Origin of the sequence: Streptomyces sp. NPDC000229, from assembly GCF_040300825.1 — a bacterium.
Taxonomy (GTDB): Bacteria; Actinomycetota; Actinomycetes; order Streptomycetales; family Streptomycetaceae; genus Streptomyces.
The window spans coordinates 1-13,788 of the sequence record NZ_JBEPEL010000048.1 but is presented as its reverse complement, the minus strand read 5'-3'; the positions used below and the strand labels follow the sequence as shown (position 1 = coordinate 13,788).

9 protein-coding genes are annotated in these 13,788 nt (G+C 69.6%); 6 read left to right on the top strand and 3 right to left on the bottom strand.

Translation table 11 applies throughout. The features are described 5' to 3' along the window. Positions 1-48: 48 nt before the first annotated feature. The 3 genes from ABT360_RS22290 to metH all read right to left on the bottom strand — a co-directional run bounded on the left by ABT360_RS22290 (position 49) and on the right by metH (position 6,498). Positions 49-1,647 carry an ABC transporter substrate-binding protein gene (locus tag ABT360_RS22290; RefSeq protein WP_351819166.1) on the bottom strand — a complete coding sequence of 533 codons (1,599 nt, stop codon included), beginning with the start codon at positions 1,645-1,647 and terminating at the stop codon, positions 49-51. Between the two features lie 479 nt (positions 1,648-2,126). Further along, on the bottom strand, positions 2,127-2,828 hold the full coding sequence (locus ABT360_RS22285) for an HAD family hydrolase (protein WP_351819164.1): 702 nt from the start codon (positions 2,826-2,828) through the stop codon (positions 2,127-2,129). Between the two features lie 136 nt (positions 2,829-2,964). Next, positions 2,965-6,498, bottom strand: a complete 3,534-nt coding sequence (gene metH / locus ABT360_RS22280; protein ID WP_351819161.1) for a methionine synthase — start codon at positions 6,496-6,498, stop codon at positions 2,965-2,967. A gap of 235 nt (positions 6,499-6,733) precedes the next feature. Between metH and ABT360_RS22275 the strand changes: the two genes are divergently transcribed. From ABT360_RS22275 to ABT360_RS22250, 6 genes are all read left to right on the top strand, one after another. Next, positions 6,734-7,498 carry an IclR family transcriptional regulator gene (locus tag ABT360_RS22275; protein ID WP_351819272.1) on the top strand — a complete coding sequence of 255 codons (765 nt, stop codon included), beginning with the start codon at positions 6,734-6,736 and terminating at the stop codon, positions 7,496-7,498. Positions 7,499-7,732: 234 nt separating this feature from the next. Next, positions 7,733-8,524, top strand: coding sequence for an MIP/aquaporin family protein (locus tag ABT360_RS22270; RefSeq protein WP_351819159.1), 792 nt, complete (start codon positions 7,733-7,735; stop codon positions 8,522-8,524). Positions 8,525-8,554: 30 nt separating this feature from the next. Beyond that, positions 8,555-10,081 carry a glycerol kinase GlpK gene (gene glpK / locus ABT360_RS22265; RefSeq protein ID WP_351819157.1) on the top strand — a complete coding sequence of 509 codons (1,527 nt, stop codon included), beginning with the start codon at positions 8,555-8,557 and terminating at the stop codon, positions 10,079-10,081. A 6-nt stretch (positions 10,082-10,087) separates the two neighbouring features. Further along, a complete protein-coding gene (locus ABT360_RS22260) occupies positions 10,088-11,698 on the top strand; it encodes a glycerol-3-phosphate dehydrogenase/oxidase (RefSeq protein WP_351819154.1) in 1,611 nt (536 codons plus the stop codon). A gap of 90 nt (positions 11,699-11,788) precedes the next feature. Next, positions 11,789-12,490, top strand: coding sequence for a FadR/GntR family transcriptional regulator (locus ABT360_RS22255; protein WP_351819152.1), 702 nt, complete (start codon positions 11,789-11,791; stop codon positions 12,488-12,490). A 141-nt stretch (positions 12,491-12,631) separates the two neighbouring features. Further along, positions 12,632-13,687, top strand: a complete 1,056-nt coding sequence (locus ABT360_RS22250; protein WP_351819149.1) for a PAC2 family protein — start codon at positions 12,632-12,634, stop codon at positions 13,685-13,687. Positions 13,688-13,788: the final 101 nt, after the last annotated feature.

Genomic DNA, 13,788 nt, shown 5'->3' with positions numbered 1-13,788 from the left:
GGATCTCATCGCCGGCCGAGCCCGTGTGCGCGGCCGGGTACAGCAGGGTCAGGCGATACCTCGGGCGAGCTCCCAGAGCTGCAGATCCGAGGAGGTGTTCAGCGCCCACTCGACACCGGTCAGCTCGTCGCGGGCGGCGACGTACTGCTTGCCCTGCCACAGCGGCAGCACAGGGACGTCGGTGGCGACGATGTCCTGGATCTGCGCGAAGGCGGACGAGGCGGCGTTGCGGTCTGCCGCGCGGCGCGATTCGGGGAGGAGCCGGCTGCGCGTGGCGCTGTTGACGTAGGGGGTGTTGAGGAAGTTGTCCGCGTCGAGGAACGGCGCGATGTAGTTGTCCGGGTCCGGGAAGTCGGGGAACCAACCGAGGCCGTACACGGCGTACTCACCGCGCTTCTGGGCGGGGCGGAACTCGGACCACTTGGCGCCTTCGATGGTGACGTCGAAGAGCTTGGTGGCGTTGAGCTGGTCGCGGAGCGCCTTGAACTCCTTGGCGGTGCCGGCGCCGTAGTGGTCGCTGGTGTAGTGCAGCGTCAGCTTCACCGGGGTGGTGATGCCGGCGTCGCGGAGGATGCCTGCGGCCTTCTTGGTGCTGGGCTCGCCGTACTTGTTGAGGAACGAGTTGGTGTGCGCGGTGATGCTGGAGGGGATCAGCGAGTACAGCGGGGTGGCGGTCGACCCGTACACCTTGCCGGCGATCTGGCCGCGGTCGACGACGGCGGCCATGGCCTGGCGGACCGCCTTGTCCTTGACGGCCGGGGCGTCGGTGTTGAAGCCGAGGTAGCGGATCTCCAGGCCGGGAACCTCGGTGATCTTGATGCCCGGCTTGGGGTTCTCGTTCAGCTCCTTGACCTGCTCGGGCGACATCGTCCGGGTCATCATGTCGATGTCACCGGATTCGAGGGCCTTACCCATGGCGTCGGCGTCCTCGAAGGAGCGCAGCTCGACCTTCTCGTTCCGGAGCTTGATGTCGCCCTTGTAGTGGGCGTTCTTGGTGAAGACGACCTTGGTGACCCGGTCTCCGCTGACTTCGGCCTTCATGGTGTACGGGCCGGAGCCGTCGACCTGGAAGCCGTCGCGGAGCTTCTTCGCCTCGTACTTCTCACTGCTGAGGATGCCGGCGACAGGGGTGGAGAGCTTGTACGGGAAGGTGGCGTCCGGGCTCTTCAGGTGGAAGACGACCTCGGCGTCACCCTTGGTCTCGATCGTGTCGATGTTCGACAGGAGGCCGGCGGCGCCGTTGTCCGAGTTGATGGCGAGCGCCCGCTCGATGGAGAACTTCACGTCCTTGGAGGTGACCGGCGTGCCGTCCGCGAAGGTCAGGCCGTCGCGGAGGGTGCAGCGGTAGCTCTCGCTCGCCCGGTCGGTGAAGCCGCACCGGGAGGCCGCCTCGGGGACCGGGGCGCCACCGCCGCGAGGCACGCGCATCAGGGTCTGGACGGTCTGCCGCAGCACGTTCCAGACGCCGGTGTCGTACGCGAAGGCCGGGTCGAAGGGGGCGGAGGCGTCCTTGCCGGCGGCGAACTGGTCCGTCGTACCGACGACGATGGCGTCGCCGCCGGAGCCGCCGCCCGAGCCGCCACAGGCGACGAGCACGGGGGCGAGCAGGCCGAGCACGGCCGGCAGCACCAAGGTCTTGCGGTTCATTCTGGACGTTCTCCTCATCCGGCACTGGGTACAGCGGCGTACGGACACTCCGCCGCGTCCGCCCGGTCGGGGCGGAGCGATCGGGCCGGGATACAGAGCGATCGATCCTGTGTTCCCGTGGGCCTGGTGGGCCGGACGGGACACGCGGAAACTGCGGCGAAGTTCTCGGCAAGAGATTAGTAGGCGACGCCACGCGCGCAGGAACGGGGCCGAGTTGAGGCCACATCAGACAGTGATCAGTAATGCATGGCGGTCGATCACTATGCGTGGGAATGTTTCGTACGCCACTCCATCAAACAGGACACATCGACAGTGCCGAAGTGTGGTGTTCCGGGCATGCGGGCCCATCCGTTCATGCGGCCCGCGCCACGCTGAGTGACCAAGGTCACTTCGGAAATCCTTGGTCGGGGTAAGGGAAAATGCATGATCCGTCGCCCTGGGTTCGGGGTGCTATTCCCCGGCGCACGCTGGGTGCGCGATCAGTTCATTCGCGTGATCAATGTCCGCAGAAAACGCAGGTCGACTTCTTCCAGCGACCGCACGACGACCCGTCCGTCCGCGGGTGCGATGGGCGCGACGGACGGCACGGCGACCACCCGGCAGCCGGCCGCCTCGGCGGCCGCGACACCGGTCGCGGTGTCCTCGATCACGGCACATCTGCCCGGTTCGGCGCCCACCCCGCGCGCGGCCAGGAGGTACGGGTCGGGGTGCGGCTTCGTACGGGACACCTCGTCGCCCGCCACGGTGAGCGTGAAGCGGTCGCGGCCCAGCGAGTGCAGGACCCGGTCGATGATCCGGCGGTGCGAGGCGGAGACCAGTGCGGTGGGGACGTTGTGCGCGGCGAGCTCGGCGAGCAGCCGCTCGGCGCCCGGCATGAGGGGGACGCCGCGAGCGATGCGCTGCTCGAAGCGCTCGTTGAGCAGTACGGTCAGCTCGGCGAGGGTGATGTCGGCGCCGGTGGACTCGATGAGATAGCCCGCACTGCGGGTCATCGGCCCGCCGACGACCACATCGCGCCACGACTCGTCGAGGGTGTGACCCAGCTCACCGAAGACCTCGACCTCCGCGTCCCACCAGAACCCCTCGGTGTCGACGAGCGTGCCGTCCATGTCGAGGAACACCGCCTGCAGGGCGGAACCCCCGGTCATGCGGGTCAAGGACGCGGGGACCGTACTGGTCATCCGGCACACCTCCATAGAGGGACGAGAAGGCCGATCGCTTCCCCGGTGGGAAGTCCCCCGGGATGTTCCGCTGGGAATTCCCGCTGGGAAAGCGACCGGCCTGCACTGGACCGACCAGTGTACGTCGCGCCGTGTGTTAACGCGCGTTGAAGTACTTCGCCTCCGGGTGGTGGATGACGATGGCGTCGGTGGATTGCTCCGGGTGGAGCTGGAACTCCTCGGAGAGGTGGACGCCGATCCGCTCCGGCTGGAGCAGGTCGGCGATCTTGGCGCGGTCCTCGAGGTCGGGGCAGGCGCCGTAGCCGAGCGAGAATCGCGCGCCGCGGTACTTCAGCGCGAACATGTCCTCCACGTCGGCCGGGTCCTCGCCCGCGAAGCCCAATTCCGCGCGCACGCGCGCGTGCCAGTACTCGGCGAGCGCCTCGGCCAACTGGACGGACAGGCCGTGCAGTTCGAGGTAGTCGCGGTAGGAGTCGGAGGCGAACAGCTCGGCGGTGGCCTCGCCGATCCGCGATCCCACGGTGACCACCTGGAGACCGACGACGTCGGTCTCGCCGGATTCCTCGGGACGGAAGAAGTCGGCCAGGCACAGGCGGCGGCCGCGGCGCTGGCGCGGGAAGGTGAAGCGGGTCCGCTCGTTGCCGCTCTCGTCGAGGAGGATCAGGTCGTCGCCCTTGGACACGCACGGGAAGTAGCCGTAGACGACCGCGGCTTCCAGCATGTTCTGGGTGTGGAGCTGATCCAGCCAGCCGCGCAGCCGCGGCCGCCCCTCGGTCTCGACGAGCTCCTCGTACGTCGGTCCTTCGCCGGTGCGGGCCTGCTTCAGGCCCCACTGGCCCTTGAAGAGGGCGCCTTCGTCCAGCCAGGACGCGTACTCCTTGAGCTGGATGCCCTTGACGACCCGGGTCCCCCAGAACGGCGGGACGGGTACGGGATTGTCGGTGGCCACGTCGGAACGGACACCGCTCTCCGGAGCCGGCTCCTCCACCACCGCCCCGGCAGCGGGGCGCACCCGTCGCTGCTTGAGCTCGGGCAGGGTCGCCCCGGGGACGCCGCGCTTGACGGCGATCAGGGCGTCCATCAGGCGCAGGCCCTCGAACGCGTCGCGGGCGTAGCGGACTTCGCCCTGGTAGATCTCGTGCAGGTCCTGCTCGACGTAGGCGCGGGTGAGGGCGGCGCCGCCGAGGATGACGGGGTAGTCGGCGGCCAGGCCCCGCTGGTTGAGCTCTTCCAGGTTCTCCTTCATGATCACGGTGGACTTGACCAGGAGACCCGACATGCCGATGACATCGGCCCTGTGCTCGTTCGCGGCTTCGAGGATGGCCGAAACCGGCTGCTTGATACCGAGGTTGACGACGTTGTAGCCATTGTTGGACAGAATGATGTCGACGAGGTTCTTGCCGATGTCGTGGACATCGCCACGGACGGTGGCCAGGACGATGGTGCCCTTGCCCTCGTCGCCCTCCACCTTCTCCATGTGCGGTTCGAGGTAGGCCACCGCCGTCTTCATCACCTCAGCGGACTGCAGCACGAACGGCAGCTGCATCTGACCGGAGCCGAACAGCTCACCGACCACCTTCATGCCGTCCAGCAGGGTGTCGTTGACGATGTCCAGGGCCGGACGGGTGGTGAGCGCCTCGGCGAGGTCGGCCTCCAGGCCGTTCTTCTCCCCGTCGATGATCCGCCGCTTGAGCCGCTCCTCCAGCGGCAGCGCCGCCAGCTCCTCGGCCTTGCCCGCCTTCATCGACTTCGTCGTGGCGCCCTCGAACAGCTCCATCAGTTTCTGCAGCGGGTCATAGCCCTCAGCACGCCGGTCGTAGATCAGGTCCAGGGCGCAGGTGACCTGCTCCTCGTCGAAACGGGCGATCGGCAGGATCTTGCTGGCGTGCACGATCGCCGAATCCAGACCCGCCTTGACGCACTCGTCGAGGAAGACGGAGTTCAGCAGGATCCGGGCAGCCGGGTTCAGACCGAAGGAGATGTTCGACAGACCCAGCGTGGTCTGCACCTTCGGATGGCGCCGCTTCAGCTCGCGGATGGCCTCGATGGTGGCGATGCCGTCCTTGCGGGACTCCTCCTGACCGGTGCAGATGGTGAAGGTCAGGCAGTCGATGAGGATGTCCTCCTCGTGGATGCCCCAGTTGCCCGTCAGGTCGGCGATCAGCCGCTCGGCGATGGCAACCTTCTGCTCAACCGTGCGGGCCTGGCCCTCCTCGTCGATCGTCAGCGCGATCAAAGCGGCGCCGTGCTCCCTGGCCAGCGCGGTGACCTTCGCGAAACGCGACTCCGGCCCGTCGCCGTCCTCGTAATTGACGGAGTTGATCACCGCGCGGCCGCCGAGCTTCTCCAGCCCCGCCCGGATGACCTCCACCTCGGTGGAGTCCAGCACGATGGGCAGCGTGGAGGCGGTGGCGAACCGGCCCGCCAGCTCCTCCATGTCCGCCACACCATCCCGGCCGACGTAGTCCACGCACAGGTCCAGCATGTGGGCGCCCTCGCGGATCTGGTCCCGGGCCATCTCCACACAGTCGTCCCAGCGGCCCTCCAGCATCGCCTCACGGAACTTCTTCGAACCATTGGCGTTCGTCCGCTCGCCGATCGCCATGTACGCGGTGTCCTGACGGAACGGCACCGTCTGGTACAACGACGCGGCACCCGGTTCGGGGCGCGGCTCACGCGGGGCCGGGGCGAGGTCCCGGACACGCTCGACGACCTGACGCAAGTGCTCCGGCGTCGTACCGCAGCAGCCCCCCACCAGAGACAGCCCGTACTCGCGCACGAACGTCTCCTGCGCGTCCGCCAGCTCGGGTGCCGTCAGCGGGTAGTGCGCGCCGTCCTTGCCCAGGACCGGCAGACCGGCGTTGGGCATGCACGACAGCGGGATACGCGAGTGGCGGGCCAGGTAGCGCAGGTGCTCGCTCATCTCCGCCGGGCCGGTGGCGCAGTTCAGACCGATCATGTCGATACCCAGCGGCTCCAGCGCGGTCAGCGCGGCACCGATCTCCGAACCCAGCAGCATCGTGCCAGTGGTCTCCACGGTCACGGAGACGATCAGCGGCAGGTCCACGCCGGTGGCGTCCAGGGCGCGGCGCGCCCCGAGGACGGCGGCCTTGGTCTGGAGCAGGTCCTGGGTGGTCTCGACGAGCAGCGCGTCGGCGCCGCCGGTGATCATGCCCTCGGCGTTCTGCTGGTAGGCGTCGCGCAGCTTGACGTACGGGGCGTGCCCCAGGGTCGGCAGCTTGGTGCCGGGGCCCATGGAGCCCAGCACCCAGCGCTGCCGGCCGGTGGAGGCGGTGTACTCGTCGGCCACCTCACGGGCGATCCGGGCACCGGCCTCGGACAGCTCGTACACCCGCTCGGCGATGTCGTACTCCCCCAGCGCCGAGAGGTTCGCACCGAAGGTATTGGTCTCGACGCAGTCGACGCCGACCGCGAAGTACTCCTCGTGGACCGACCGGACGATGTCGGGCCGGGTGATGTTGAGGACCTCGTTGCACCCTTCGAGGTTCTGGAAGTCCTCGAGGGTGGGGTCCTGCGCCTGGAGCATGGTGCCCATGGCTCCGTCGGCCACCACCACACGGGTGGCGAGTGCCTGGCGGAGGGCTGCGGCTCGAGTCCGGCTGTCAGTGTTGCTGGTGCTGTCAGCGGAAGGGGTCGGCGACGAGGCCATGGATGTGCTCCCTGGAGTGCGACGGCTGTCGGCTTTGCGTCTTCAGTGGAAGGCGCACCGGGTCAGAGTAACCGCGTACCCGCCGGGGCGGACATCTTGTTCCAGGGGGTGGGACGGCATGCTGGGGCGGCGCCGTCCGTTCGCGCGAGTGCCCGAGGGCTTCCTCGATGTGGCTCAAGGTCGGCAACGACCGATAGTGTTCAGCATTGTCGAACTGAGGGAGAAGGGCCGGGCGATGCCGAAGAACATCCAGTCGCTGGAACGGGCGGCGGCGATGCTGCGACTGCTCGCCGGTGGCGAGCGCCGTCTCGGACTGTCGGACATCGCGTCGTCGCTGGACCTGGCCAAGGGCACCGCGCACGGAATCCTGCGCACCCTCCAGGCGGAGGGCTTCGTCGAGCAGGACGCGGCGTCGGGCCGCTATCAGCTGGGCGCGGAGCTGCTGCGCCTGGGCAACAGCTACCTCGACGTCCACGAGCTGCGGGCCCGTGCCCTGGTGTGGACCGACGACCTGGCCCGCTCGAGCGGCGAGAGCGTCCACCTCGGGGTGCTGCACCAGCACGGCGTGCTGGTCGTCCACCACGTGTTCCGCCCGGACGACAGCCGCCAGGTGCTGGAGGTCGGCGCCATGCAGCCGCTGCACTCCACCGCCCTGGGCAAGGTGCTGTCCGCGTACGACCCGGTGGCCCACACCGAGGCCCTGGAGGTGGAGCGCGAGGCGTTCACCCCGCGCACCGTCACGGACCTGGAGGACTTCGAGGCCGTACTGGACATGACCCGGGCACGCGGCTGGGCGGCGGACGTGGAGGAGACCTGGGAGGGCGTGGCGTCGGTGGCCGCGCCCATCCACGACCGGCGCCGGATGCCGGTCGGCGCGGTGGCCATCACAGGCGCCGTGGAGCGGGTCTGCAACGGCGAGGAGCTGCGGCAGGAGCTGATCGCGGCGGTGCGCGACTGCGCCCGCGCGGTCTCCCGCGACTTGGGCGCCGGGCGCTTCTGACGCACCAGGCGCATCATCGGTAACGAACGCATTTCGGCCAACAGAACTCTTGACGCCGCGTTTACCAGGGGGCAAAACTGCCGTTCATCGGTCGGCATTGTCGAACACCTACCGGCAATACGCGCTAGAGTGTGGCAACGCCAGAAGGCCGGTTAACGCCCCCACCTGAGGGCGCGGACCACCGGAGGGACCCGGGGTTCGCCTTCCCCTGGACGAAGGACAAAGGAGTCGCGGGTGTCCAGCTCCGACATCTTCATCGGCGAGATCATTGGTACCGCCGTACTCATCCTGCTCGGCGGTGGCGTGGTCGCCGCCGTCGTGCTCAAGCGCTCGAAGGCGCAGAACGCCGGCTGGCTGGCCATCACCTTCGGGTGGGGCTTCGCGGTCCTGACCGCCGTCTACATGACCGGCTCTCTCTCCGGCGCCCACCTCAACCCCGCCGTCACGGTCGGCATCGCGATAAAGGACGGGGACTGGAAGAACGTCCCCGTCTACTTCGCGGGACAGCTCCTCGGCGCCATGATCGGCGCGGCGCTGGTGTGGATCGCGTACTACGGCCAGTTCCACGCGCACCTCACGGACCGCGAGATCGTGGGCGACCCGGCCGACAAGGCCATCGAGGGCCCGCACAACGAGGCCGCCGGCAAGGCCGGACCCGTCCTCGGTGTCTTCTCCACGGGACCCGAGATCCGCAACGTGTGGCAGAACCTCGCCACCGAGATCATCGGCACCCTCGTGCTCGTCCTCGCGGTGCTGACACAGGGCCTCAACAACAGCGGTGAGGGTCTCGGCGTCATCGGCGGCCTGATGGTGGCCCTGGTCGTGGTCGGCATCGGCCTCTCGCTCGGCGGCCCGACCGGTTACGCGATCAACCCGGCCCGTGACCTCGGACCGCGCATCGTGCACGCCCTGCTCCCGCTGCCGAACAAGGGCGGCTCCGACTGGGGCTACGCCTGGATCCCCGTCGCCGGCCCGCTGATCGGCGGAGCCCTCGCCGCGGGTATCTACAACATCGCGTTCGCCTGAGCCGTCCCTCACCGACTTACGGGAGCAACCGTGACCGACGCACACACCACCGGCCCGTTCATCGCGGCCATCGACCAGGGCACCACCTCCAGCCGCTGCATCGTCTTCGACCGCGACGGGCGCATCGTCTCCGTCGACCAGAAGGAGCACGAGCAGATCTTCCCCAAGCCGGGCTGGGTGGAGCACGACGCCGCCGAGATCTGGACCAACGTCCGGGAAGTCGTCGCCGGCGCCATCGAGAAGGCCGGCATCACCTCCGCCGACGTCAAGGCCATCGGTATCACCAACCAGCGCGAGACCACGCTGCTGTGGGACAAGAACACCGGTGAGCCGGTCCACAACGCCATCGTCTGGCAGGACACCCGCACCGACGCGCTCTGCAAGGAGCTCGGCCGCAACGTCGGCCAGGACCGCTTCCGCCGCGAGACGGGCCTGCCGCTCGCGTCGTACTTCGCCGGCCCCAAGATCCGCTGGATGCTCGACAACGTCGAGGGCCTGCGCGAGCGCGCCGAGCGCGGCGACATCCTCTTCGGCACCATGGACTCCTGGGTCATCTGGAACCTGACGGGCGGTGTCGAGGGCGGTCACCACGTCACCGACGTCACCAACGCCTCCCGCACCATGCTGATGAACCTGCACACCATGGAGTGGGACCGGAAGATCCTGGAATCCATGGGCGTCCCGGCGGCCGTGCTGCCGGAGATCCGCTCCTCCGCCGAGGTGTACGGCCACGTCAAGGGCGGCGTCCTGGACGGCGTCCCGGTCGCCTCCGCCCTCGGCGACCAGCAGGCGGCCCTGTTCGGCCAGACCTGCTTCGCCGAGGGCGAGGCCAAGTCGACGTACGGCACCGGCACCTTCCTGCTGCTGAACACCGGCGAGAAGATCATCAACTCGTACTCGGGTCTGATCACCACCGTGGGCTACAAGATCGGCGACCAGGCCCCGGTGTACGCCCTGGAGGGCTCCATCGCCGTCACCGGCTCGCTGGTGCAGTGGATGCGCGACCAGATGGGCCTGATCAACTCCGCCGCCGAGATCGAGACCCTCGCGTCGTCGGTCGAGGACAACGGCGGCGCGTACTTCGTGCCGGCCTTCTCCGGCCTGTTCGCCCCGTACTGGCGCTCCGACGCCCGTGGTGTGATCGCCGGCCTCACCCGGTACGTCACCAAGGCGCACATCGCGCGTGCCGTGCTCGAGGCCACCGCCTGGCAGACCCGCGAGATCACCGACGCCATGACGAAGGACTCCGGCGTCGAACTGGCCGCGCTCAAGGTCGACGGCGGCATGACCTCCAACAACCTGCTGATGCAGACCCTCTCGGACTTCGTGGACGCACCCGTGGTGCGCCCCATGGTCGCCGAGACGACCTGCCTCGGCGCCGCCTACGCCGCCGGCCTGGCCGTCGGCTTCTGGCCCGACACCGACGCGCTGCGCGCCAACTGGCGCAGGGCCGCCGAGTGGACCCCCCGCATGGACGCTGACAAGCGTGCCAGCGAGTACAAGAACTGGCTCAAGGCCGTCGAGCGGACCATGGGCTGGATCGAGGACGAGGAGTAAATCGACATGACCACCCTGCAGAGCGTCCCCTCCCTCGGGACGCACCCGGCTGCCGGTTCCCTGCCGAGCCGTGCCGAGACGCGGGAGCAGCTCTCCAAGGCCACCTACGACCTCCTGGTGATCGGCGGCGGCATCCTGGGCATCTCCACGGCCTGGCACGCCGCGCAGTCCGGGCTGCGGGTGGCCCTGGTGGACGCCGGTGACTTCGCCGGCGCCACCTCCTCCGCCTCCTCCAAGCTCCTCCACGGCGGTCTGCGCTACCTGCAGACCGGCGCCGTGAAGCTGGTCGCGGAGAACCACTTCGAGCGCCGTGCGGTCTCCCGCCAGGTCGCCCCGCACCTGGCCAACCCGCTCACCTTCTACCTGCCGGTGTACAAGGGCGGCCCGCACGGGGCCGCCAAGCTCGGCGCGGGCGTCTTCGCCTACTCGGCCCTGTCCGCCTTCGGCGACGGCGTCGGCCACCTGCTCAGCCCCGCCAAGGCCGCCCAGGACGTGCCGGAGCTGCGCACCGACAACCTCAAGGCCGTGGCCGTGTACGGCGACGACCAGATGAACGACGCGCGCATGGCCCTGATGACGGTCCGCGCCGCCGTCGACGCGGGCGCCACCGTCCTCAACCACGCCGAGGTCACCGGCCTGCGCTTCACCAAGGGCCGGGTCACCGGCGCCGACCTCCGGGACCGCACCAGCGGTGACGAGTTCGGCGTCGACGCCCGCCTGGTCCTCAACGCCACCGGCCCCTGGGTCGACCACCTGCGCCGGATGGAGGACCCGAACGCGGCCCCCTCCATCCGCCTCTCCAAGGGCGCGCACCTCGTCCTGAAGCGCACCTCCCCCTGGAAGGCCGCGCTCGCCACCCCGATCGACAAGTACCGCATCACCTTCGCCCTCCCCTGGGAGGACATGCTGCTGCTCGGCACGACCGACGAGGAGTACGAGGGCGACCCCGGCGAGGTCGCGGTCAACGACAAGGACATCACCCAGATCCTGGACGAGGCCGCGTTCTCCATCCGCGACCAGCAGCTGTCCCGGGACCTGATCACGTACTCCTTCGCGGGTCTGCGGGTACTGCCGGGCGGGCCCGGGGACACCTCCAAGGCCAAGCGCGAGACGGTCGTGACCGAGGGCCGCGGCGGCATGCTGTCGGTCGCCGGCGGCAAGTGGACGACCTTCCGCCACATCGGCCGTACGGTGATGAACAAGCTGGCCTCCCTCCCCGGCCACCCGCTGGGCGAGGACATGGAGCCGATCTCCCAGCTCCCGAAGAAGCTGCCGCTGCCGGGCATAGCCAACCCCAACGCGGTCGCCCACCGGCTGCTGGTCGACGGGGGTACGCCCGGTCCGCGCATGGCCGCCGACACGGCCCGTCACCTGGCCACGCACTACGGCTCGCTCTCCTTCGACATCGCGCGCCTGGCCAACGACAACCCCGAGCTGGCCGAGCGCATCCACCCGGACGCGCCGGAGATCTGGGCGCAGGTCGCCTACGCCCGGGACCACGAGTGGGCCGAGACGGCGGACGACGTGCTGCGCCGCCGTACGACGCTGACGATCCGGGGCCTGGCGACGGACGAGATCCGCACCAGGGTCGAGGACATGCTCGGCAAGAAGGCCTGACGGCCGACAGCCGGTTGACCGAGGGCGGCCCCTCCCGGGGCCGCCCTCGCTGTACGCTCAGACATCGGACGTCTGGAGGGGGGCGCTGCGATGGCCGTGACCGACGAGGCGATCGAGAAGATCAAGGGGATGATCGTCTCGGGCGCCCTGCGCCCCGGCGACCGGCTCCCCAAGGAGAGCGAACTCGCCGCCGAGCTGGGCCTGTCGCGCAATTCCCTGCGGGAGGCCGTGCGCGCCCTGTCGCTGATCCGCATCCTCGACGTACGCCAGGGCGACGGCACGTACGTCACGAGCCTCGATCCCCAACTGCTGCTGGAGGCACTCGGCTTCGTCGTGGACTTCCACCGTGACGACACCACGCTGGAGTACCTCGCCGTACGCCGCCTCCTGGAGCCCGCCGCGACCGCCATGGCCGCAAGCCGCATCACCGACGCCGAACTGGACAGACTGGCCGGCCTGCTGGACGCGCTGGACGCGCCGGCCGGCGAGCCGTCGGTGGAGGAACTGGCCGCCGCCGACCTGGAGTTCCACCGGACGATCGTCGGGGCCGCCGGCAACGCGGTCCTCTCCGCGCTCCTGGACGGTCTGTCGGGGCCGGCCACCCGGGCCCGCGTCTGGCGCGGCCTGGTCCGGCAGGGCGCGGTCGCCCGGACCCTCCACGAGCACCGCGCGATCCTGGCGGCGCTCCGCGACCGCGACGCCGAGGCGGCCCGCTCCTGGGCGACGGTGCATGTGGCGGGCGTGGAGCAGTGGCTCAGGGCCACGAGCGCGGCGCTCGGACGAATCGGCTGACTTCCCGCCGTGTTTCCGCCGGTCGTCGTGGGTAGTGGCTCCCGGTCGGTACAGCACTCGGACCTGTACGGGGGCTGCGGGCGGGGCCCCGGAAAGCCGTAAGGTTGGTCCGTACGCACGGAACTTCGGAAGGAGGCCTGGGTGATCGAGCTCGAGGGGGTTCCCGAGCTGATCGACCCGGTCATGGTGGCCGCGTTCGAGGGCTGGAACGACGCCGGCGACGCCGCCTCCACCGCGGTCGCGCACCTGGAACGGGAGTGGAAGGGCGAGGTGTTCGCGGCGCTCGACGCCGAGGACTACTACGACTTCCAGGTCAACCGTCCCACGGTGTACCTGGACGGCGGGGTACGGAAGATCACCTGGCCCACCACCCGGCTGTCGGTGGTCCGGGTGGGTGGTGACAAGCCGCGCGACCTGGTGCTGGTCCGCGGTATCGAACCGTCGATGCGCTGGCGTTCGTTCTGCAACGAGCTGCTCGGCTTCGCCCACGAACTGGGCGTGGAGATGGTGGTGATCCTGGGCGCGCTGCTCGGCGACACCCCGCACACCCGGCCGGTACCGGTCAGCGGCGTCACGTCCGACCCGGACCTGGCGCGCACCATGGACCTGGAGGAGACCCGGTACGAAGGCCCGACGGGCATCGTCGGCATCCTTCAGGAGGCCTGCACGCACGCGGGCGTTCCGGCAGTGAGCCTGTGGGCTGCGGTGCCGCACTACGTGTCGCAGCCGCCGAACCCCAAGGCGACGCTGGCGCTGCTCAACCGGCTGGAGGACCTCATCGGCCTGCGCATCCCGCTGGGTGAGCTGGCCGAGGACGCGCGGGCCTGGCAGGTCGGCGTGGACCAGCTGGCCTCGGAGGACAGCGAGGTGGCGGAGTACGTGCAGACGCTGGAGGAGGCGCGGGACACCGCGGAGCTCCCGGAGGCGTCGGGCGAGGCCATCGCCCGCGAGTTCGAGCGGTACCTGCGGCGGCGGGACGGCGGCCCGGGGCACGCGACCGAGCTCGGCGACAGCACATACCTGCGCGAGACGTCGAGCGGGCTGACGCGCCCGCCGAAGCCTCCGAAGGCGGAGGACACCGGCTCCGACAGCGGGGCGGCCGAGGACACCGAGGACGGTGATTCCGCCGGCTCCTCCGGCTCCCCGGATTCCCCCGGCTCCCCGGACGCCGGATCCCCGGATTCCTCCGAGGACTGACGGACGCGGACGGACACACGACGGCCGCTCCGTACCTCGTCGAGATCATCCGGTCCGTCCGCCCGCAGGTGCTGGTGACGTACGACCCGGACGGCGGCTAC